19 protein-coding genes, 1 pseudogene and 1 riboswitch are annotated in these 21581 nt (G+C 73.8%); of the genes and pseudogenes, 8 read left to right on the top strand and 12 right to left on the bottom strand.

The features are described from left to right. The first annotated feature begins 9 nt into the window (after window positions 1-9). Window positions 10-939, top strand: coding sequence for a hypothetical protein (locus tag AB0E98_RS07995; protein WP_361699763.1), 930 nt, complete (start codon window positions 10-12; stop codon window positions 937-939). Between the two features lie 139 nt (window positions 940-1078). Here AB0E98_RS07995 and AB0E98_RS07990 read toward each other — a convergent pair whose 3' ends face one another. Then, a complete protein-coding gene (locus AB0E98_RS07990) occupies window positions 1079-1546 on the bottom strand; it encodes an NUDIX domain-containing protein (protein WP_361699761.1) in 468 nt (155 codons plus the stop codon). Window positions 1547-1578: 32 nt separating this feature from the next. Here AB0E98_RS07990 and AB0E98_RS07985 point away from each other — a divergent pair. Then, window positions 1579-1704, top strand: a pseudogene (locus AB0E98_RS07985) (GntR family transcriptional regulator); the annotation flags it as partial. Between the two features lie 165 nt (window positions 1705-1869). Here AB0E98_RS07985 and AB0E98_RS07980 read toward each other — a convergent pair. From AB0E98_RS07980 to AB0E98_RS07955, 6 genes are all read right to left on the bottom strand, one after another. Then, the gene (locus AB0E98_RS07980; RefSeq protein ID WP_361699759.1) at window positions 1870-2874 is read right to left on the bottom strand and encodes a methyltransferase; all 1005 of its coding nucleotides are present in this window, start codon (window positions 2872-2874) and stop codon (window positions 1870-1872) included. Between the two features lie 5 nt (window positions 2875-2879). Further along, complete coding sequence (locus AB0E98_RS07975) at window positions 2880-5006, bottom strand: methyltransferase domain-containing protein (RefSeq protein ID WP_361699758.1); 2127 nt, start codon at window positions 5004-5006, stop codon at window positions 2880-2882. 54 nt (window positions 5007-5060) lie between these two features. Continuing rightward, the gene (locus tag AB0E98_RS07970) at window positions 5061-5732 is read right to left on the bottom strand and encodes a DUF6073 family protein (protein ID WP_361699756.1); all 672 of its coding nucleotides are present in this window, start codon (window positions 5730-5732) and stop codon (window positions 5061-5063) included. Between the two features lie 89 nt (window positions 5733-5821). Then, complete coding sequence (locus AB0E98_RS07965) at window positions 5822-7147, bottom strand: HEAT repeat domain-containing protein (protein ID WP_361699754.1); 1326 nt, start codon at window positions 7145-7147, stop codon at window positions 5822-5824. Between the two features lie 92 nt (window positions 7148-7239). Next, window positions 7240-8586 (bottom strand): KR domain-containing protein, encoded by a 1347-nt coding sequence (locus AB0E98_RS07960; protein ID WP_361699752.1) that lies wholly within the window; start codon window positions 8584-8586, stop codon window positions 7240-7242. A 78-nt stretch (window positions 8587-8664) separates the two neighbouring features. Continuing rightward, entirely contained in the window at window positions 8665-9930 is a 1266-nt protein-coding gene (locus tag AB0E98_RS07955) for an AarF/UbiB family protein (protein WP_361699750.1), read from the bottom strand. Between the two features lie 165 nt (window positions 9931-10095). Here AB0E98_RS07955 and AB0E98_RS07950 point away from each other — a divergent pair, with 165 nt between their 5' ends. From AB0E98_RS07950 to AB0E98_RS07935, 4 genes are all read left to right on the top strand, one after another. Beyond that, a complete protein-coding gene (locus AB0E98_RS07950) occupies window positions 10096-10926 on the top strand; it encodes an SRPBCC domain-containing protein (protein WP_361699748.1) in 831 nt (276 codons plus the stop codon). A 2-nt stretch (window positions 10927-10928) separates the two neighbouring features. Further along, window positions 10929-11807, top strand: coding sequence for an AraC family transcriptional regulator (locus tag AB0E98_RS07945; RefSeq protein WP_361699746.1), 879 nt, complete (start codon window positions 10929-10931; stop codon window positions 11805-11807). Between the two features lie 157 nt (window positions 11808-11964). Beyond that, window positions 11965-14001, top strand: a complete 2037-nt coding sequence (locus AB0E98_RS07940; protein ID WP_361699745.1) for an FG-GAP-like repeat-containing protein — start codon at window positions 11965-11967, stop codon at window positions 13999-14001. Between the two features lie 42 nt (window positions 14002-14043). Beyond that, window positions 14044-14217 (top strand): hypothetical protein, encoded by a 174-nt coding sequence (locus AB0E98_RS07935; protein WP_361699743.1) that lies wholly within the window; start codon window positions 14044-14046, stop codon window positions 14215-14217. Here AB0E98_RS07935 and AB0E98_RS07930 read toward each other — a convergent pair. Continuing rightward, window positions 14214-14456: a hypothetical protein gene (locus tag AB0E98_RS07930; protein ID WP_361699741.1), complete on the bottom strand. Its 243-nt coding sequence runs from the start codon at window positions 14454-14456 to the stop codon at window positions 14214-14216. The two genes, AB0E98_RS07935 and AB0E98_RS07930, sit on opposite strands and share 4 nt — an antisense overlap. A gap of 171 nt (window positions 14457-14627) precedes the next feature. On the opposite strand from AB0E98_RS07930, the gene AB0E98_RS07925 reads away from it, so the two are divergent. After that, window positions 14628-15701, top strand: coding sequence for a hypothetical protein (locus tag AB0E98_RS07925; protein WP_361699739.1), 1074 nt, complete (start codon window positions 14628-14630; stop codon window positions 15699-15701). An 83-nt stretch (window positions 15702-15784) separates the two neighbouring features. Here the strand turns inward: AB0E98_RS07925 and AB0E98_RS07920 are convergent, their stop codons facing one another. The 4 genes from AB0E98_RS07920 to gcvT form a co-directional block, all read right to left on the bottom strand. Further along, the gene (locus AB0E98_RS07920) at window positions 15785-17167 is read right to left on the bottom strand and encodes an L-serine ammonia-lyase (protein WP_361699737.1); all 1383 of its coding nucleotides are present in this window, start codon (window positions 17165-17167) and stop codon (window positions 15785-15787) included. Between the two features lie 233 nt (window positions 17168-17400). Beyond that, a complete protein-coding gene (glyA, locus tag AB0E98_RS07915) occupies window positions 17401-18663 on the bottom strand; it encodes a serine hydroxymethyltransferase (RefSeq protein WP_361699735.1) in 1263 nt (420 codons plus the stop codon). A 33-nt stretch (window positions 18664-18696) separates the two neighbouring features. Next, the gene (gene gcvH, locus AB0E98_RS07910) at window positions 18697-19077 is read right to left on the bottom strand and encodes a glycine cleavage system protein GcvH (RefSeq protein WP_361699733.1); all 381 of its coding nucleotides are present in this window, start codon (window positions 19075-19077) and stop codon (window positions 18697-18699) included. Between the two features lie 78 nt (window positions 19078-19155). Further along, the gene (gene gcvT, locus AB0E98_RS07905; RefSeq protein WP_361699731.1) at window positions 19156-20271 is read right to left on the bottom strand and encodes a glycine cleavage system aminomethyltransferase GcvT; all 1116 of its coding nucleotides are present in this window, start codon (window positions 20269-20271) and stop codon (window positions 19156-19158) included. Between the two features lie 168 nt (window positions 20272-20439). Continuing rightward, window positions 20440-20537: riboswitch (glycine riboswitch) on the bottom strand. Window positions 20538-20714: 177 nt separating this feature from the next. On the opposite strand from gcvT, the gene AB0E98_RS07900 reads away from it, so the two are divergent. After that, complete coding sequence (locus AB0E98_RS07900; RefSeq protein ID WP_361699729.1) at window positions 20715-21320, top strand: AAA family ATPase; 606 nt, start codon at window positions 20715-20717, stop codon at window positions 21318-21320. Window positions 21321-21581 lie beyond the last annotated feature (261 nt).

The following is a 21581-nucleotide window of genomic DNA, read 5'->3' as shown; positions in this document are numbered from 1 at the left end:
GGACACGCCATGGCACGGACCCACGCGGCTGCCACGGCGGCCGCGGACCGGCGCACCGCCGCCTGCGCGGTCGCGGGCGTCGCGGCGGGCGTGCTGCTCGCCGTCGTCTGGTCGGCGCGACTCGTCGACGGGCTGGGGGCGGACGCGGCCGACGGCCTCCTGGGCCGGGACTCCTTGAAGGACGACATCCCCGGCAGCGGGGCCGGCGTCGTCTTCGCCTTCGTCGTGGGCCTGGCGGGCACGTTCACCGCCTGCAACGTGGCCGCGTTCGGCGCCCTCGCCCCCATGGCCGGCACCGGCGACACCCGGGGCGGCCGCCTCGTCGCCGCACTGCGGCCGCTGGCCCGGGTCACCGCCTCGGCGGTCGCCGTCGCGGCGGCGTACGGCGGGATCTGCGCCGCGATCGGCCCGGACGTGCCGCAGCTGTCGCAGGCCACCGGCGGTGGTGGCATCCCGCCGCGCGCCCTCCAGGCCCTGATCGCCTTCACGCTCATCGGCCTGACCATGGCCTGGCTCGGGTTCGCCGCCCTCGGGATGGCCCCGGACCCCCTCGCCCGCCGCGCCCGCGACCCCGAACGCCTGCGGCTCCTGCTGATCGGCGCCCTCATCGGCGGCTTCGTCATCGGCCGCCCCTACCCGCTCTTCCGCAAGGCGTTCGCCTACGCCGCCGACACCCACAACGCCCTCTACGGTGCCCTGCTGTTCGCCCTGATCGCGCTCGGCAACATGGCGGTCGTGGCCGTCCTCTTCCTCTTCCTCGCCCTGGCCGGCCGCGGTCGTGTCCCCCACTGGCTGAACGCCACCCCCACCCGCGCCGCCCGTTTCACGGGCACGGCCCTGCTGCTGTTCGGCACCTTCACCGTCGTCTACTGGGGCGTCCGCCTGCCGGCCCGCTACGACTTCTGGTGGTTCCCGACGATGCCCTGGAACGGCGGCTGAGGCAGCTGACAGGACAGCAGACTGATCCCCGCCCCGGTCTCGGTCGAGGTCGCGCTCGACGGTGACGGCCGGGGCGCGGTCCCGGAGGGTGCCCCGCAAGTCATCGGCCCAGGCCGACCGTGCCGGCTCTCGGACCTGTTCAGGCGGCGTGCAGCAGGCTGTGCCCGTCGTGGACGCGCACGTGGGGTGCGTCGTCGCTGAGCGCGTCGAGCAGGCGGATCGCGTAGGCCTCCGTCATCGTGGCGGTCACCTGCTCGGGAGTCAGCCACGACACGGCGGCGGACTCGTCGGAAGTACGCTCGGAGCCGCCGATCGGCCGGCAGCGGAAGACCAGGGCGACGATGCCGCGGGCCATGTTCTTGTAGACGCCCGTGAGTCGCTCCACGTCGACCTCTACGCCGGTCTCCTCCAGCACCTCCCGGCAGGCGCCGGCCTCCGGGGACTCCTGGATCTCCAGGACTCCACCAGGAAGCTCCCAGTTTCCGTTGTCGGCCCGCTGGATGGCGAGGACGCGGCCGTCGTCGCGCACCACTGCTCCTGCCACCGAGACGGAGTGGAGGGAGCTGGACCTGGAAGACTGGGCCGCTGTACTCATGCGGTTGAGCATAGGAGGACGGTCGGGCACATAAGGCCTCGCGCCCTGTCCGCAGGAAGTCCTCGGACCGTTTTCGTCGCACCCACCGCAGAGGCGGGAAGGCCGCCTACCTGGCCGAGGCCGAGGCCGAGCAGACGGGACAGAAGTCGAACGTCCAGGTGCTTTGCGTCTAATGCGTTGCGGACAGCTCCCCGAGAGGTCGGCGCTGTACGCGCCGACGACTTCCGGCACAGGCCGCGCCCGGTCCGCCGGACCGGTCCGCCGCAGTGAACTCCTCCGCAAGCTGCGCGAGGCCAACCGCCGGAGCCGCAGAGGCAGGCCGTAGTCGGCCCGGGTCAGCGGAGGAACTCCAGCAAGCTCAGCCCGCCCCCCGCCTCCGCTGTGCTCCCCAGCCGCAGCCCCGCCCGTTCCCCGAGCTCCCGGAAGTCGTCGAGGTCGCGCTCGCGGCCGCCGTAGACCAGGAGCATGAGGAGGTCCAGTTCCAGCAGCGGGCCCGCGGCGCCGTCGCGGAGGTGCTCGGCGATCAGGACGCGGCCGCCGGGGGGCAGGGCCTCCGCGCACCTCCGCAGCACCGCCGCCGCGTGCTCGTCCGGCCAGTCGTGGACCACGTTCACCAGCAGGATCACATCGGCGCCGGCCGGGAGCGCGTCGAAGAAGCTTCCCGATGTGAAGGCGCAGCGGCGTCCCTCGTCGGTGTCGCCCCAGCCGGCGCGGGCCGCCGTCACGGCCGGGGCGCGGTCGAGGAGGGTGCCCCGCAAGTGGGGGTGGGCGCGCAGGACTTCAACGAGGACGGTGCCCGTGCCACCGCCCGCGTCGAGGACGTGGCGGGCCGCCGACCAGTTGTACCCGGCGGCCACCGCCGGGGCGAGCGCTGCGGCGCGGGCCGCCATCGCCGTGTCGAACGAGGCCGTCAGCGCGGGATCCGCCGCCAGGTCCTCCCAGACGGGCCGCCCGTAGACCCGCTCGTACACGGGCCGGCCGGTGCGCAGCGCCTCCAGGATGTGGACGCAGGCGCGGTCGCCGCGCCCGATGGCGCCGTCGAGGTCCAGCCAGGGGCCCATGCTCATGGGGCGGCCGCCGGACTCCAGTAGCCGGGAGAGGGCGGTGGGGCCGAAGACGCCTGCCTTGGGCTCGGTGAAGACGCCGCGGGCCGTGAGCAGCCGAAGGACCCGGCACAGGGCGTCCGGTACGACGCCGGTGCGCCGGGCCAGCTCGGCGACCCCGAGCTCGCCGTCGGCGAGCAGGTCGGGGACGCCGAGGGTCGCCACGGCACGCAGGGCCCATGGGGTCATCGTGTCCTTCAGGGCCAGCAGACGGGCGAAGTCCTTGTCCATGGCCATGACGACTACGGCCGCAGCGCGTACAGGGCGTTGAACGGGCTGGCCGTCGGGATCCGCTCGACGCGCCCGAAGCCCGCCGCCTCCGCGAGCCCGTGGACCTCCGCCGGTGGCAGGCCCAGGGTGCCCAGCCCGGGGGCGCCGTCGGCCAGGGCGGTGGGCAGGCAGTAGAGGACGCTGGTGGCGTAGAGGACGGTGGCCTGGGGGCCGGTGTTGTCGGCGGGGTCGTCCGCCGACAGCGACTCCAGGACGAGCAGGACGCCGTGCTCCGGATCGAGCGCCGACCTTACCGTCCGCAGCAGTTCCTCGGGCGCTGCGGCGTCGTGCAGCACGTCGAACATGGTGACCAGCGTCAGCGGGCCGGTGCCCGCGAGTGCCCCGGCCGCGTCGGCCGTCTCGATCGTCACCCGGTCGGCCACGCCCGCCGCCCGGGCGGCCTCGCTCGCCCGGCGTGCGTTCGGTTCGTGGAGGTCGTATCCGGTGAATCCGCAGTTCTCGAAGCGACGGGCCAGGCGGACCAGCGCCAGGCCGCCGCCGCAGCCGATGTCCACCACCCGCCCGCCCTTCTCCAGCGCGGGCGCCAGCCCGGGGACGGCCGGGATCCACCGCTCGGTGAGCTCGGTGTCCAGCCAGGTCGCGCTCATCCGCTCCATGGCGGCGAAGAGCCGCTCGGAGTAGGCGCCCCGGTCGACGCCCTTGCCCGTGCGGAAGTCCTCGGCGACGTCCTCCACGGCGGCGGCCAGCGGCGGCAGCAGCTCGAAGCCGGGGGCGAGATGGACGGGCGAGTCCTCGAAGGCCAGGACGGCGGCGTGCGCCGGCGGCAGGGCGAAGCGGTCGTCGGCGCGGTCGTGGTCGAGGTAGCCGGCGCCGGACAGGCCGCGCAGCCACTCCAGCAGATGGCGCTCCGACAGGCCGGTGCGCCCGGCGAGTTCGGCCGCCGTGGCCGGCCCGCCCGTACCCAGCGCGGTGAACAGCCCCAGCCGTACGCCCAGCGCGACCAGCACCCCGGACATGGCCGCGCCGAGGTCGCCGACGACCCGGCCCAGGAAGTCCTGCACGGCCAGCGGGTCCAGGCCCGCCGGTACGTTCTCCGGTTGGCCGGCTTGGCCGGCGCCCATCGACCAGCCGTGCGGGCCCGCCGGCGGGCCCTGCGGGAGGAACAGCGCGCGGGCGCGGTCCGCCGCCGCCGTCCAGTAGCCGGTGAGGAGCCTGCGCTCGGTCACCGGGTCGGCGATGTCGAGGTTCTCCCAGCCGAAGTGGCACACCTGGAGCAGCGAGGACGTCAGGCCCGCCGGCTCGATCCACAGCCGGCCGCCGAGCGCCGCCGTCCACGCGGGCCGGCGCAGCTCGAACTCCAGATAGGGGAGGTAGGAGGGGAACTCCTGGGCTGCGTCCACCGCCCGGGTCACCCGCATCCGGACGGTGCCGCTGGCGTCCCCCATGATCAGGCCGAGTTCGCCGCCGGGTTCGAGGACTCCGGTGGAGCGCTGGAGCCAGTGCTGGACGCCCGCCGGGGAGGTGAGCTCCTGCCAGGCCCGGTAGGCGGGCACGGGCAGGGGGACCTGGACGTACGGGCCGACCCGGCGCCACGGCCAGCGCCAGGTGGTGCCGGTCCGCAGGTGGGCCGCGAGCTGGTCGAGGATGCCGGGCCAGCCCATGCCGTTCCAGGACCGCCAGTCGGAGGGCGGGTTGTCGGCCTCCTCGACGACGGTGACCGTCGTGCCACCACCCGTCGTGCCTGTCGCGACCCCCGCGCCCGGCGCGACCGTCCAGGTCACCGCCGTGGCCGGGCCCACGCCCACCCAGCGCCACAGCAGGCGCAGCGAGCCCGCCCGCCGCGCCCGTGGCGGGACGGCGCTCAGGGTGCGGCACCAGAAGAACTCGCCGTCCTCGAAGTCCAGCGTCGACTCCCGCCCGGCGACCGCCCACGGCCCCCGGCAGACCGCCAGCCAGCGCGCCACCCGGTCCGGGTCGGTGAGCGCGGCCCACACCGCCTCCGGCGGCTCGGGCAGGTCGACGGTGCTGACCAGCCGTTCCCACCGGTCCTGGGCGACGGGACGGGCGCTGCCGCCCAGCGGCGGGAAGGCGGCGGACTCGCGGGCGAGGCCGCGCGGGCGGGGGTCGTCGGGCGTCATGGGCACCTACCTTTCGAAAACGGTGGTGGTCGTGCGCCTACTTGCCGAACTCGGCTACTTGCCGAACTCCTTGTACTCGGGCCCGAAGCGCTCCCAGGGCAGATAGCCGCCCATGGTGAAGCGCAGGCTGGTGACGTACGCGACGGGCGAGTCGTCCATGCGCTCGACGTCGTGCAGCGGCAGCATCCGGTAGATCTGCCCCTTGCCGGGCGAGCCGGCGGGCGGGATCTGGCGGACGTCGTCGATCGTGAGGATGATCGGCTCCTTGTTGGCCAGCCGAAGGCCCAGTTTGGGCATGTCGAAGATGGCGCCCACGGCCATGCGGCACGCCTTGGCGGCCGGTCCCTCACCCGCGTACGGGTCGAAGGGGGTGCGGATCTGGCCGGTCGAGAGGCAGTCCGGGTTGAGGACGACCGTGATGTGGCCGAGCTCCTCGCAGGAGCCCTCCATCTTCATCTCGATGAGGTTGGTGTACACCTCGGCCTTCGACCACTCCTCGGACGTCGGCTGCGAGCGCACCACGCGGACGAAGCCGTCGAAGGGCACCGTGTACTCGCCGACGCCGGGGACGGCGAAGGTGTCGACCGAGGTGATGCCGAGGTTGTCGATGCCGGGAACCGGCGGGGTCCAGGGTTTCACGCTGGTACCGGAGTACAGATTGCGCACACCGTCCGTGGTGACCGGGCGGCCATAGACCACGGACGGCCGCTGCGTCGGAGCGGACATCTCTCCCCTTTCAGGGCGGTGGATTGCGGGGCGGCGGCTGACGGCGCGCGGCGGCGCTGTCAGGCGCGCGGCGGCGGCGTCAGGCGGCGTCAGGGCAGGGGCTGCCGTACGGTCCAGTCGCAGCAGGTCAGACCGGGCTCGTCGGGGACGCCGTCCTGGTCGGAGTCGATCTCGCCGTCGGCGGTCGAGTACACGTCGCGGGAGTTGAGGTCGATGACGCCGTCGTCGTCCCAGTCGTTGAGCTTGCCCTTGAACGTGCCGAGGATGAAGGCGTTGGTCATCGGGCCGACCTCGGGGTCGTGGAGCGTGGACAGCACGCCGTTGCCCGGGGTGAGCACCTCCTCCAGCGGCCTGCCCGCGATCCGGCCGAGGTTGACGTGCCCCCAGCCCTGGAAGCGGCCGCGGACGTAGCGGATCGCGTACTCGTCGTGGACCCGGAAGCGGGGCTCCAGGTGCCAGGTGCCGTAGCGGGCGAAGCCGATGTTCGCCTGGCGCACGCCCTGGGACGGGTCGTCGGCGCGGCCGGACTTGAAGAACGGCCGGGGCACCAGCGACTCGAAGAAGAAGTTGCCGCGGTCGCGGCGGCTGCGGTCGGTGAAGCCGCGGAAGAGGTAGTTGTCGACGTGCGGGGACCCGTCGGTGTGGAGGCCGGCGATGGTCTTGGCGATGACGAGCTGCTTCTCGCGGGTGGCGACGTTGGGGCAGGCGTGGGCCTGGCCGTAGACCCTCGCCAGGCCCTGGGGCGCCAGGGAGATCTTGCCCCAGTGCTGGTTGGAGTCGTCCAGCCGGACGTACAGGTCGCAGTGGATCAGCAGGAAGATCGTCTCGTCGAAGGTGCGGCCCGGTGTGTGGCGGCCCTCGCGGCCGTCGAAGGCCGGGTCGCCGGTCTGGAGTTCGCTGATGAACAGCCTCGACCACTCGGCGATCTCGGGGTCGGGGTCCTTCAGGAACGTCTGGAGCGTCGCCACGGCCCGCGCGCCGCCCAGCTTCTCCACGGCCCACAGCGCGTCCCAGCGCACCTGACGGTCGGTGTCGTCGCGGACGGCCTGGGCCAGCAGGTCGATGGCGTCCGCGTGGTCGCGGTCCGCGTACTCGAACAGGGCCTGCTCGCGCATCGCCGGGTCGGGGTGGTTCAGCGACTGCTCGCGCAGCTCGTCGTTGCTGCGGTTGTCCAGCCGGATCGCCACGCGGTCCAGCGCGTAGCCGAAGTCGCTCGCCCAGGCGGCCGGGTCGCCGGCGACGAAGCGCGGGTCGACGTTGCTGAGCGTCGTGCGGTAGGCGAAGTTGAGTGCGTCGCGCTGCTCGGTGCCGAGGTCCTCCAGGAGGACCGGGTCCCCGGGGCCCGCCCCGGCCCAGGGGCCGGGGTCGCCCTCGGCCAGTGCGGCCGGGGACTTGTTGCACAAGTCGATAGCCATGTGTGAGCTTCCTTCCGACAGGGCCGGTCGGGACCGGCAGAGGGAGAACTCGCTATCGGTAAGTTATGCGACCCCGGGTCGCTTGCCTTCTCTCAAGTTGGGCTGTTGCCCCGCTCGTTCGGCTCCCCGGGCTCCCCCGGCGGGAAGGTGCGGTCGTCGCCCGGCCCGGTGAGGACGACGGAGCCGGCCGCCCGCGCCCCCGCCGGCCGGCGCAGCAGCCGCAGCAGCGCGGCCATGCCGGGCGCCAGCGGCACGGGCGCCATGCCCATCCGGCGGGCCTGCGCCACGGCGCCCATCTCGTGCGCCTGGCCCGCCCCGCTCCACAGCGACCACTCGGCCACCACCGTCGCGCAGCGGGGCAGGGCCGCCGCCCGGCGCAGCGCCTCCCGCCGCAGCAGCTCGTTGGCCAGCCCGTAGCCCCCCAGCTGCCGGTGCGCCACCCGCGCGGTCACCGAGCCGAAGACGACCAGGTGCCGCAGCGCGCCGGGGTCGAGGGCGTCGAGCACGGTGCCGAGCCCCTCGGCCTTGGGGGCCGCGAGCGCGTCCAGGTCCCGGGCCCGGGCGAGGGCGACCGGCCCGCCGGAGATGACACCCGCGCAGTGCAGCACGGCCCGTACGGGCAGGGGCACCCGGCCCAGGGCCCGGGCGACCGCCCGGTGGTCGGTGACGTCGACGGTCAGTACGTCGGCGCCGGGCGGCGCGGCGCACAGCCGGCGCAGCAGCGCGGCCGGGCGGCGCGGCAGCTCCCCGGGGGCGGTGGTGTCGAGGAGCACGGGTCGGTAGCCCCGGACCGCCGACAGCACGGCGGCCGCCCGCAGGCCCAGGCCGCCCAGACCGCCGGTGACCAGCGCGGCGCCGCCGGGCAGGGCCGGGCCGTCCGGCGGCACCGGGAGCTCGGGCAGCCCGGCGGCGCGCCAGCCGGTACGGGTGGCGGTGCCGTTCCCGGCCACCCGGAGCTCGGCACCGGGGGCGGCGTCACGCACGAGGCGGGCGACATGGGTGAGGAATCCGGGACCGGCGTCCCGTACGGGCAGTTCGAGGGCGGCGACCCGTAGCCCCGGCGACTCCGGCCCGGGTGACTCCAGCGCCGCCGAGCGCAGCAGGCTCCCGCCCCCGGCGCCCCGGTGCAGCAGCACCAGCCGCCGCCCGCCGCCCGCGCCGGCGCGGGCGATCCCCTCCAGCAGCAGGGCGCTGTCCCCGGACCGGTGCGCGGTCCCGAGGACGACGGCGACGGCGGGCTCGGCGTCCCGGCGGGACGCGTGCCGCAGGGCGACGGCGAGCGGGTCGCGGGGATCCCCGGTCACGTCCCAGCGGAAGGCGGCGGCCGGCGCGGGCCCGCCGCCGCCCACGTGGACACCGCCGCCCACGTGGACGGGAACCGGCCGGAACGCCCGTACGGCCCGGGCGTCCTCCGTGGTCGGCGCACCTGAGCTGTCCATGGTCGGTCCTCCTCGTCCGCGCGCGGGCCGGCCGGGGAGCGTGCCCGCCCGGTGCGCCCGGTCCGGCGCCGCCCGGCGTCAGTACGTGTTGAGCGCGGTCAGCAGGGTCGGGATGGCCTCGCCCTGGAAGTCGACGTCCACGTCGAACTCGTTGATCATTCCCTCTAGCACCAGCAGCGACATCAGCGGGAAGACGAAGGCCGGGTCCGCCGCGATCCCGGAGCGCCGCTGGAGGTCGAACAGCCGGGTGGCGAAGGGCGCCAGCCGGAACTGCCCGGCCGTCCGCCCGGTCGTCTCCGCCACCAGCTCCTCGATCCCGGACCGGAAGCCGGACAGATCGCACCCCGGCGGGATGCGCTCGGCGCTGCGCAGCACCACGTCGGCGCACTCCGGGCCCCGCCCCAGGGACATGTTCATGAAGAACTCCGCGAACAGCCGGCGCACGGCGGGCTCCAGCTGCACGACGAAGCCCGCGTCCAGCAGGACCACCACGCCGTCGGGGTTGAGATACAGGTTCCCCGGGTGCATGTCGCAGTGGACGAGCCCGTCGATGAACAGCATCCGGTACACGCCCTGGAGGACGTTCCGGACGATCCGCCGGCGCTGCTCGCGGTCGAGCCGGCCGGCCTGGAAGCGGTCGAGCGGCTCGATCAGGTCCATCACCAGCGCTCCCGGCCCGGACGCCTCCGGGATGGGCGCGGGCAGCCGGAAGTACGGCAGCCGGGAGAGGTTGGCGCGCAGCGCCGCCAGCGAACGCGCCTCCCGCTCCAGGTCCAGCTGGCCGAGGACCGCGCCCCCGACCTCCTCCACGATCCGCCGCGCGGGCACCCTGCGCAGCGGCGGTAGCCGCTCCATCAGGTGGGCCCCGGCGCGCAGCAGCGCGAAGTCCGTGTGCATCCGGTGCTGGATGCCGGGTCTGCGGACCTTCACGGCCACACCGCGCCCGTCGGCCAGCTCGGCGCGGTAGACGCAGGCGATGCTGCCGCTGGCGGCGGGCGTCCAGTCGAAGGAGGCGAACGGCCAGGTCCGGGGGGTGCCGTACGCCCGGCCGAGGGCCTCCGCCGTCTGCGCCCGGGTCATCGGCGGCACCCGGTCGTGCAGCCGGCCCAGCGACCGGCAGATCCTGGGCGGCAGCAGGTCGTGACGGGTGCTGAGCAGCTGCCCGCCCTTGACGAACGTGGGCCCGAGCCCCGACAGCAGCCGCGCCGCCCTCCCGCCGATCACCTCCGGCAGCGCGCCCGGCCCCGCGCGCACGGCGTCGAGGGCGCCCCCGGCGGCGTGCCGGGTGGTGACGGCGGCGACGGTCGCGAGCCGGCCGGCGAGCGCGGCATGGCTGACCTCCATGGCCTCCTGGCCTCCTCCCGGCGTTCGAGCGATCGGCTGAACTTGCCTGGAAACGCGTCGAGTTGGAGCGTTGACACCGGACAGAGGCTACATAATATGGGAGCGATCCCTCCGGCGGTAGCACGGTATCGGGCGGTAGCACGGTATCGGCGAGAGGAGGAAGAGGTGTCGGACGCGGTACGGGTCACCGCCCGCCTCCCCGCACCACCGGCGCGGGTGTGGCCGGCGCTGACCGAACCGGCCCGGGTGGCACGGTGGTTCGGCGATCTCGCGGGCCCGCTGACCGTGGGCGAGGACAATCGCCTCGACTTCGACGACGGCGACTTCTTCACCCTGCGGCCCACCGCCCTCGTCCCCGGCCGCACGGTCGAGTTCGTCTGGCGCTTCCTGGGCGTGGGCAAGCGGCAGCGCGTCGTCTGGACCCTGGAGGCGGCCGGGCCCGGCGCCGCCCTGCTCACCGTCGCCGACCACGACGACACCCGCACCCCCGCCGAGGCGGGCCGGCTCCACGAGGGCTGGACGGACTTCCTCGCCCGCCTCGCCCGCCATCTGCGCACCGGCCGCGGCGCACGCTACGCCCTGCGCGACGACATCGACGGCGCGGTCGACCTCCCGGCCGGCCCGTACCGGCCCCTGGCCTACCCCACGCTGCTGGACTGGCTCCCCGTCGCCGAGGACGGCTTCCGTCCGGCATGGTTCTTCGTCGTCGACGACGAAGGACCGCGCAGATTCGCGCTGCGGGAATGGGAGCTGCGCGAGGACGAGGAGCTGACGTTCACCGTCGCGATCCCGGAGACCGCCGGGACCCCGGCGGCCAGGGTGAGCCTCGACCGCGCCGGAGCGGGCCTGCGGCTGTCCTTCGCCCACCGCGGCTGGACGGCCCTCGGCCTCCCGGACGGCCGGGCCCAGGAACTGCGCCGCCGCTTCACCGCCACCTGGGTCGCCTCCCTGGCGGCCGCCCGCGACCGGGCCCGCGCCGCCGCCGGGCCGGGCTGACCGTGCGCGCCGCCGCCGCGCCCCCGGCGTCCGCCCCGGCCGTCCGCCCGTCGCCCTCGGCGGGGCAACTCGCCTCCGTCGAGCGGGCGATCCGCAGGATGCGCGACCACCTGGGCGAGACCCAGTGCCTGACCGACCACGCCGAGGCCGGCCTGTTCAGCCCGTTCCACTTCCACCGCGTCTTCCGCGGCGTCACGTCCGTCACCCCGGCGCGCTTCCTGGCCGCGCTGCGGATGGCGGAGGCACAACGGATGATGATCCGGGGCAGCCCCAGGGTGACGGACGTGTGCACGGCCGTCGGCTATGCCAGCCTCGGCACGTTCACCACCCAGTTCACCCGCCTCGTCGGGATGTCCCCGAGCCGCTTCAAGGCGCTCGTCGACCGGCACGGCGACCGGGGCATCGGCGAGGTCGTGGACGCGAGCGGGCTGACCGGACCCGACGGCCCCACCGGCCCCGGCCAAGCGGCGGAGATCACCGGCCGGGCCACCGGCACGGCCCCCGCCGACGCCGTGCTCTTCACCGGCCTCTTCCCGCACGGCGTCCCCCAGGACCTCCCCGTGGCCTGCGCGGTGACCGCCGCCACGGCCACGGTCCGGCTGCGCCCGCCCGCCGACGCGGACCACCACGTTCTGGCCGTCTGCTTCGACCGCGCCACGCGCGTGGCCGACGCGCTCGACGACCCGGCGGGCGCCCGTCGCTCGGTCGCGACGACCCGGGCCCCCACCCACGGCTCGTTCCGCCTCCGCCTGCGCACCCCCGCCCTGAGCGACCCGCCCATCGTCCTGGCCCTCCCGCTGCTCCTCGCCCGTGACGCCACGGGCCCGGTCACGGCCCCGGTCGCCGCCGTGGTCGCGGCGGTCGCGACCGACCCCGGCTGAACTCCCCGTGACGGCACGGCGATCACCCGTCGACCAGAGGGAGTCGTGGGCTCCGGGCCCTTCCCCGGGCTCCGCCGTGGCTCCATGATGTGTGCGCCCGGCGGCTCATCCGCCGTGGCAGCTCGTCCGCCACGTCGCCCGGAGGGAGACGGCATCCATGGCACGGCACCTTCGCACCCGTCTGATTCGCACCCGTTTAAGACGATCCCTGGTGACGGCCGTGGTCACGGCCCTCTGCGCGGCGGTCGTCCCCCTGCTCGCCGCCTCCCCGGGCGCCGCCGCCGGCGCCGCGTCCTCCTGGACCAGGACCTGGGCCACGGCCATGGGCACCGCCGGCCCCGCCTCCCGCACCGGCGTGGCCGGGCGGCAGACGCTCCGCATGGTCGTCCACACCAGCATCGCCGGGTCCGCCGCCCGGATCCAGCTCGTGAACACCTTCAGCCGTGAGCCCGTGACCATCGGGCACGCCACCCTCGCCCGCCAGGACCGGGGAGCCGGCACGGCCGCCGCCCCCGTGACCCTCACCTTCGGCGGGGGCCGGCAGAGCACCGTCATCGGGCCGGGCGGGAGCGTCCTCAGCGACCCCGCCGCCTTCCGCGTCAAGGCCGACGAGAACCTCCTGGTCAGCGTGTACCTGCCGCAGGCCGTCCGCACCGCACCTTTCCACGCCTACACCCTGACGACCTCCTACGCCTCCGCCCCCGGCGACGCGGTGGACCACGCCGCCGACACCGGGGGCGGCGGCTTTCCCACCAGGTTCCCCTTCTGGGCGTTCCTCGGCGGCGTCGACGTCCGCGCGCCGCACAGCGGCGGGACCGTGGTCCTCCTCGGGGACTCGCAGACCGACGGCGGGCACACCACCCCCGACACCGACCGGCGCCTGCCCGACGACTACGCGCGCGCCCTCCAGGCCCGGCCCCGGCCCATGGGCGTCGTCAACGCCGGGATCTCCGCCAACCACCTGCTCCGCGGCACCGAGCCCGCCGAGTCGGGACAGAGCGCGCTGCTCCGCTTCGACCGCGACGTCCTGGCCCAGCCGAACGTGCGGTCCGTCGTCCTCTTCGAAGGCGTCAACGACATCATCTTCGCCGACGCGGGCGGCGCGGAACTCATCGCCGGGATACGGCGGCTCGCCACCCGCGCCCACGCCGCCGGGCTGACCTTCGCCGCCGCCACCATCCCGCCCTTCCGGGGCTACGAGAACGCTTGGACCCCTGCCAGGGAACGGGCCCGGCAGCAGGTCAACGCCTACCTCCGCACCACCCGCGACATCGACTCCGCCGTGGACTTCGACGAGGCGTCGCGCGATCCCCTGGACACCACCCGGCTCTTCGCCGCGTACTACAACCGGGGCGGCGACCGCCTCCACTTCGGCGACAACGGCAGCCAGGCCCTCTCCGACGCCCTGCTCCCCGCGCCCGTGCCCCCGCGCGTCACCCTCGACTTCACCCAGACCACGGCCGCGGACGTCACGGGCGACGGCATCCCCGACGTCATCGCCGCCGACCGGAGGAACGACCTGTACCTCTGGCCGGGCAACACCGACGTCGACGACGCCCGGCACGGCGACGGCACCTTCGCCGCCCGGCCCCGGCGGCTCACCGGGGGATGGGAGTTCACCCAGACCGTCGCGGCCGACTTCACGGGCGACGGGAGGACCGACCTGATCGCCAAGGACGCCTCGGACACCCTTCACCTCTGGACCGGCAACGGGGACGGCACGTTCAGCCGCCCCCGGACCCTCACCGGCGGCTGGCACTTCACCCAGACCACGGCCGGTGACGTCACCGGCGACGGCATCCCCGACCTCGTCGCCGTCGACAGCGGCGGGACGCTCCGCGTCTGGCCCGGCGAGGGGAACGGCACGTTCGGCCGCCCCCGGAAACTCATGGACGGCTGGCACGCCACCCGGACCCGCGCCGGCGACTTCACGGGGGACGGCAGGACCGACCTCGTCGCCGTCGACGGGAACGGCGCCCTCCTGCTCCGGGCCGGCAAGGGCGACGGCACCTTCGGCCGCCCCCGCAGGATCGCCGACGCCCGCCGGCTCTCGGAGATCACCCCGATCCCCTTCCGCGCCGGCGGCCTCGCCCACCTCATGGCCCGCGACGACCGGACGGGCATCCTCAAGGAGTGGCTCAACACCGGGAACGCCGCGCTCAGCCGCCCGCTCCGGCTCACCGGCACCTGGTGACGGCCAGGGCCCGTGCGTGTTCATGCGTTCGTTACGCCCAACGTGAAGACGCACTACCAGGGCAACCCGCTGTCCGGCCCGACGCCGGGGCACGTCTACCAGACCGAGCTGCGGGTCCACTGGAACGGCGACGCGGACGTGACCCTACGGCCCGGAGCTGAGGTACTGATCGCCGCCGCGGTCGCCGCGGACCGGGCCGTCGACAAGGGGCCCTAGTCGTCCTGGCCCGTGGCGTGCCGCATGTTCTCGTCGGACTGCCGGATCCGCTCCGGGGTCCAGTGCTCCTCGACCTCCGCCGGGTTCCCGGTGGAGTCGTGCACCACGGCCGTCGCGGGCCGGGACGGCGGCCCGGGGGCCGTCTCCCGGTCGCCGGGCCACAGGGCCGCCGTGACGGCCAGACCGAGCGCCACCGCGCCCACCGCCACGAGCGCCGCCTTCGCCTTCCGGGACACCATCGGGATCACCAGCTTCCTGTGCGGTGCGTTCCTGTCGCCACGGTAGCGACGGGTACCGGCCGTACGCCCGGTTCCGGCCAATGCCGTCCGAACCAGTTCTTCCCCTCCTCCCGCCTGCTCTACTCGCACGCGTCTTCGTGCTTCGAGCACTCGACGTAAAGGGGGAACGGGGTGAAGACGCGATTCGTGGCGGCCGTCGCCGGAGCGCTGGCGCTCGGACTGGGCGTCCCGGCGGGCGCCGCACAGGCGGACGAGACCGCGAAGCCGATGGACGCGAACACGGCGGCCACAGCGGTACAGCACAGTGCGACGGGGGACCCCTCGCAGGCTCCTTCGCGGGTGGCCGCCCACTGGACACCCGAACGGATCAGAGAGGCCCGGCCGGTGACCGGGCCGGCACCGGGCGGACGCCCGGCGGCACCGCAGTCGCATCGGCTCCCGGCCCGTACGGGCCAGGGATCGGCGCCCGTGGCGGGCGTCGCCGGGCAAGCCGGGGAGGCGGCGAAGGCGGCGGACGCGGCGAGAACGCTCGCCGACGTCTCCCGGTCCGAGGTGTGGACCGCCCACGGCAGCATGCCGGCCACCACCGTCGGCAAGCTCTACTTCGACACGCCCAAGGGCGGGAGCCAGTGCACGGCCTCCGTCGTCAACTCGCCCAACAAGAGCCTGATCTGGACGGCCGGGCACTGCGCCAGCGACGGCAACGGCCACTGGTACAGCAACTTCCGGTTCGTCCCGGACTACCACAACGACCGGGAGCCGCTCGGCTCGTGGACGTGGAAGTCCGTGACCACCCCGAAGGGCTACCTCAACGGCGGGAACAAGGACTACGACCTCGCCGTGATCACCCTCTGGCCGCAGAACGGCCGCAAGGTGGCCGACGTGACCGGTTCCCAGGGGTACAAGTTCAACTCCGGTTACACCTGGCACGCCCATGAGTTCGGCTACCCGTTCGACACCCACCCGGGCCGCTCCGGCATCACCGGCAAGGACCTGCGCTACTGCACGGGCACGACCTGGCGGCCGGGCATCTGGCCGTTCCAGCCCGGCCAGGAGGCCATCCACTGCGACCAGGGCCACGGCGCCAGCGGCGGCCCCTGGCTGGACGACCTCCAGCTCTCGCGCGGCTGGGGCTATCTGATCGGCAACGTCAGCTACCACGGCAGCGACAGCTCCGACGAGGAGCGCAGCCCGTACCTGGGCGACGCGGCCGTGAAGGCCTACGACGCGGAGAAGAACCGCTAGCGACGCACGTCGCCCCCGGTCCGGCGGACAGCCGGACCGGGGGCGACGGGTACACCCGAAAACGTACGAGCGTCAGGCGGTGATCAGCACTCGATGACGTTGACGGCGAGGCCGCCGCGCGCCGTCTCCTTGTACTTGACCTTCATGTCGGCGCCCGTCTCCTTCATGGTCTTGATGACCTTGTCGAGGGAGACGTGGTGGCGGCCGTCGCCGCGCAGCGCCATCCGGGCGGCGGTGACGGCCTTGGCCGCGGCCATGCCGTTGCGCTCGATGCAGGGGATCTGGACCAGACCGCCGACCGGGTCGCAGGTCAGGCCCAGGTTGTGCTCCATGCCGATCTCGGCGGCGTTCTCGACCTGCTCCGCGGTGCCGCCCAGGACCTCGGCGAGGCCACCGGAGGCCATGGAGCAGGCGGAGCCGACCTCGCCCTGGCAGCCGACCTCGGCGCCGGAGATCGAGGCGTTCTCCTTGAAGAGCATGCCGATGGCGCCGGCGGCGAGGAGGAAGCGGACGACGCCCTCCTCGTCCGCGCCCGGCACGAAGTTCATGTAGTAGTGGAGGACGGCCGGGATGATGCCCGCGGCGCCGTTGGTCGGGGCGGTGACGACCCGGCCGCCGGCCGCGTTCTCCTCGTTGACGGCCATGGCGTAGACCGTGATCCACTCCATGGCGCGGGCCTGGGCGTCGCCCTCGGCGCGCAGCTGGCGGGCGGTGCTGGCGGCGCGGCGGCGGACCTTGAGGCCGCCGGGGAGGATGCCCTCGCGGGACATGCCGCGCGTCACGCACGCCTGCATCACGCGCCAGATCTCCAGGAGGCCCTCGCGGATCTCCTCCTCCGTGCGCCAGGCCTTCTCGTTCTCCATCATCATCGCGGAGATCGACAGGCCGGACTCGCGGGACATCCGCAGCAGCTCGTCACCGGTGCGGAAGGGGTACTTCAGGACGGTGTCGTCGAGGACGATCCGGTCCGCGCCGACGGCGTCCTCGTCGACGACGAAGCCGCCGCCGACCGAGTAGTAGGTCTTCTCCAGCAGCGGGGCGCCGGCCTCGTCGTAGGCGAAGAGGGTCATGCCGTTGGCGTGGTACGGCAGGGCGCGGCGGCGGTGGAGGATCAGCTGGCTCGACTCGTCGAAGTCGATCTCGTGGGCCGAGCCGATCTCGGCGCCGAGGAGCTTGAGCCGCTTGGTGGTGCGGATGCGCTCCACCTCGTCGTCGGCGATCTCGACGTCGACGCTGCGGGGGGAGTGGCCCTCCAGGCCGAGCAGGACGGCCTTGGGGGTGCCATGGCCGTGGCCGGTGGCGCCGAGGGAGCCGTAGAGCTCCGCCCGTACCGAGGTGGTCTGGGCGAGCAGACCGTCCTTCTTCAGGCGCCCCACGAACATCCGGGCGGCGCGCATCGGGCCGACCGTGTGGGAGCTGGACGGGCCTATGCCGATCGAGAAGAGATCGAATACGGAGATGGCCACGGTGGCAGCTCCTCTATGAGTCGGGGGTGGTACGGGGTGGAACAGGGTGGTGCGACAGGAAGCGGAATACCGCATTCACCTATCAGTGTGCGGGATGCCGGGGGCTTCCCGCGGTGGCGCGGGTCACGCCGGGCTCGTACGGGGGCGCCGGGCCCGTCGCGGTACGGGGCACCGGCCCGCTCCTCGAGCGTGCCCGGTGCCCCGTACCGGCCGGTTAATCCCGCGCTTCGGTGCTACTTCAGCCCGGGGTACAGCGGGTGCTTGTCCGCGAGCGCCGTGACGCGGCCGCGCAGGGCCGCCGCGTCGAAGCCCGGCTTGAGGGCCTCGGCGATGATGTCCGCGACCTCGCGGAAGTCCTCGGCCGTGAAGCCGCGGGTGGCCAGGGCCGGGGTGCCGATCCGCAGGCCCGAGGTGATCATCGGGGGGCGCGGGTCGTTCGGGATGGCGTTGCGGTTGACCGTGATGCCGGCCTCGTGGAGGCGGTCCTCGGCCTGCTGGCCGTCCAGCTCGCTGTTGCGCAGGTCCACCAGGACCAGGTGGACGTCCGTGCCGCCGGAGAGGACGGAGACGCCCACCTCCTTGACGTCGTCCCGCATCAGGCGCTCGGCGAGGATCTTGGCGCCCTCAAGGGTGCGCTGCTGGCGCTCCTTGAACTCCTCCGTGGCCGCGACCTTGAAGGAGACGGCCTTGGCCGCGATCACGTGCTCCAGCGGGCCGCCCTGCTGACCGGGGAAGACCGCGGAGTTGATCTTCTTGGCGAGCTCGGCCGTGGAGAGGATCACACCACCGCGCGGACCGCCCAGGGTCTTGTGGGTGGTGGTGGTGACCACGTGGGCGTGCGGCACCGGGGAGGGGTGGAGCCCGGCGGCGACCAGGCCCGCGAAGTGGGCCATGTCGACCATCAGGTACGCGCCGACCTCGTCCGCGATCCGGCGGAAGGCGGCGAAGTCCAGCTGGCGCGGGTAGGCGGACCAGCCGGCGACGATCAGCTTGGGGCGGTGCTCCTTGGCGAGGCGCTCGACCTCCTCCATGTCCACCAGGTTGGTCTGCTCGTCGACGTGGTAGGCGACCACGTTGTAGAGCTTCCCGGAGAAGTTGATCTTCATCCCGTGGGTCAGGTGACCACCGTGGGCGAGGTTCAGGCCCAGGATGGTGTCGCCCGGGTTGAGCAGGGCGAACATCGCCGCGGCGTTGGCCTGCGCGCCGGAGTGCGGCTGCACGTTGGCGTGCTCGGCGCCGAAGAGCGCCTTGACGCGGTCGATGGCGATCTGCTCGACGACGTCGACGTGCTCGCAGCCGCCGTAGTAGCGGCGGCCCGGGTAGCCCTCGGCGTACTTGTTGGTCAGGACCGAGCCCTGGGCCTCCATGACCGCGACCGGAGCGAAGTTCTCCGAGGCGATCATCTCGAGGGTGGACTGCTGGCGGTGGAGTTCGGCGTCGACGGCGGCGGCGACGTCCGGGTCGAGCTCATGGAGGGAGCTGTTGAGAAGCGACATGAGTTCTTCCTGCGCGGGAGGGAGCGGGCGGGGTCAGCCTGCGGCGAAGGCCGTGTACTCGTCGGCCGACATCAGGTCGGCCGGCTCGTCCGTGATCTTCACCTTGAACAGCCAGCCGCCCTCGAAGGGGGCGGAGTTCACCAGCGCCGGGTCGTCCACGACATCCTGGTTGGCCGCGACGATCTCGCCCGTGACGGGGGCGAAGAGGTCGCTGACCGACTTGGTCGACTCCAGCTCACCACAGGACTCGCCCGCGGTGATGATGTCGCCGACGGCCGGGAGCTGGGCGAAGACGACATCGCCGAGCGCGTTGGCCGCGAACTCGGTGATTCCGACCGTCGCCACACCGTCGGCGTCGGCGGCCGACAGCCACTCGTGCTCCTTGGAGTAACGCAGCTGCTGGGGGTTGCTCATGGCTAGATTCTCCTGTACGCGCGTGGGTGCTTGTGCAAGGGGTCTTGACAGGTGAGATGAGGGGGGCTCAGTGAGGGTTCAGCGTTCCCGCTTGTAGAAGGGGAGTGCGACGACCTCGTACGGCTCCTGGCTGCCGCGAATGTCCACACATACCCCTTCCGTACCCGGCGTGGCGTGCGCCGCGTCGACGTAGGCGATCGCGATCGGCTTGCCGAGGGTGGGGGAGGGGGCGCCGGAGGTCACCTCGCCGACGACCGCGCCGCCGACGGTGACGGCGTAGCCGGCCCGCGGCACCCGGCGGCCGGTCGCGATCAGGCCGACGAGCTTGCGCGGCGGAGCCGTCTCGGCGTGCTCGGCGGCGGCCGTCAGCGCCTCGCGGCCCACGAAGTCGCCGGCCTTGTCGAACTTCACGACCCGGCCCAGCCCGGCGTCGAACGGCGTGGTGTCCGTGGTCAGCTCGTGCCCGTAGAGCGGCATGCCCGCCTCCAGGCGCAGCGTGTCCCGGCAGGAGAGCCCGCACGGCACCAGCCCGGCGTCCGCGCCCGCCTCGGTCAGGGCCTGCCACAGCTTCTCGGCGTCGGCGGGGGCGACGAACAGCTCGAAGCCGTCCTCGCCGGTGTAGCCGGTACGGGCGATCAGCGCGGGGACGCCCGCGACGGTGCCCGGCAGGCCCGCGTAGTACTTCAGGCCGTCCAGGTCGGCGTCGGTGACGGACTTCAGGATGGCGGGGGAGGCGGGGCCCTGGACCGCGATCAGCGCGTAGTTCTCGCGGTCGTCCCGGACGGTCGTCTCGAAGCCCGCCGCGCGCTCGGTGATCGCGTCGAGGACCACCTGGGCGTTGGAGGCGTTGGCGACGACCATGTACTCCTCGTCGCCGAGACGGTAGACGATCAGGTCGTCGAGGATGCCGCCGTCCTCGCGGCAGATCATCGTGTAACGGGCCCGGCCGACGGCCAGCGCGGAGATGTTGCCCACCAGGGCGTGGTCCAGGGCCTGTCCGGCCTGGGCGCCCGTGAGGGTGATCTCGCCCATGTGCGACAGGTCGAAGAGGCCCGCGCGGGTGCGCACGGCGATGTGCTCGTCGCGCTCGCTGCCGTAGCGCAGGGGCATGTCCCAGCCGGCGAAGTCGGTCATGGTCGCGCCGAGCGCGCGGTGCAGCGCGTCCAGGGCGGTACGGCGGGGGGCTTCGGTCATGATCGGGCTCCCGGGCAGGTGGGTCGCGGAGGAATGCCTGAATAGGCGGCCTCCCCATCTGTCATCGGAACCTGAGAGGTTCACCGGGAGCCCTCGCCTGTCGTCAAAGGCAACCCGGCTTGCACCTTGGGTGGGACCGCGCGGCCGCGGTCCGCTTTTCAGATCTGCCTCACCCGCGCGGTACGGGGCCTGAGAGATTCAAGGGAGGAACTTGCTCCTTCGGCGCCCGGGGCACATGGCACCCGGGACTCTCCCGCGCGGATTCGAGCGGCCAATATGCGATTACTTGCAGTTGAGTCGAGCTTGGCGCGCACATCATTGCACGTACGGGCGTGCGACGGACCGCCCGCCGCCCCTCAAATTGGATTACCTTTTCTTTACATCGCGTGGGGAGTCCGTGGGGAGGGGGCGGTCGTACGACCAGCCGAGAGGGGGCGATCGCCGTGCGTACGGGGGAGACGCGCGGGGCGTGCGAGACGGTGGGCGTGCGCGATCTGCGCGGGGGCGGGACGGGGGTCACGGAGCTCCGCTATCCGGCGGGCGACCTGCTCGTCGTCTCCGGACTGCCCGGCGGCGGCAAGTCCACGCTGATGCGGCGCGTCGTGCCCGCCGCCGTCCACCGCGTGGACTCCCAGGACGTGCGCGAGCGCTTCGAGCGCCGGTCGCTGCCGCTTCCGTACGCCGTGTACCGGCCCTTCGTCCGCGTCGCGCACTACGCCGCGCTGCGGCGGGCGCTGCGCTCGGGCGGCAGCGTCGTCGTGCACGACTGCGGGCAGTGGAGCTGGGTGCGCCGCTGGCTCGCGCGCGACGCGCGACGGCGGGGCGGGGGACTGCACCTGATGGTCCTGGCGGTCGACCCGCCCACCGCCCTCGCCGGCCAGCGCGCCCGCGGCCGCGGCGTCTCCGTCCGCTCCTTCGCCCGCCACCGCCGCGCGACGACCCGCCTCGTCACCGCCCTCACGGCGGGCGACCACCCGACCGGCACGACCTCGGCGGTCCTCCTCGACCGCGAGTCGGCGGACGCGCTGCGGTCCATCCACTTCGGCTGAGGCCTGCCCGGCACCGCCGGGCTCCCGGTGGGGTCCGCTCGCCGTCGCGGCGGGAGCGGATCCCCAGCCCCGCCCTTTCCCCGTTTCCCGGGGACAAGCCCCCGGCCCCCCCGAACGCCCGAGGGCTCCGCCCCGGGCCCGCCAAGTCCCCGGTTTCGGGAAGGGGCGGGTCCGGGGCACCCCTCCCGCCGCCGCGGCGAGCAGCCACCGCTGACGCGTCCGGCGGTGCCGGACAACCCCGCCCGTGGGGCGCCCCACCCC

Source organism: Streptomyces sp. NPDC037389 (assembly GCF_040636475.1).
Classification (GTDB): domain Bacteria; phylum Actinomycetota; class Actinomycetes; order Streptomycetales; family Streptomycetaceae; genus Streptomyces; species Streptomyces hesseae.
This window is presented reverse-complemented; position numbering and strand designations above follow the sequence as displayed.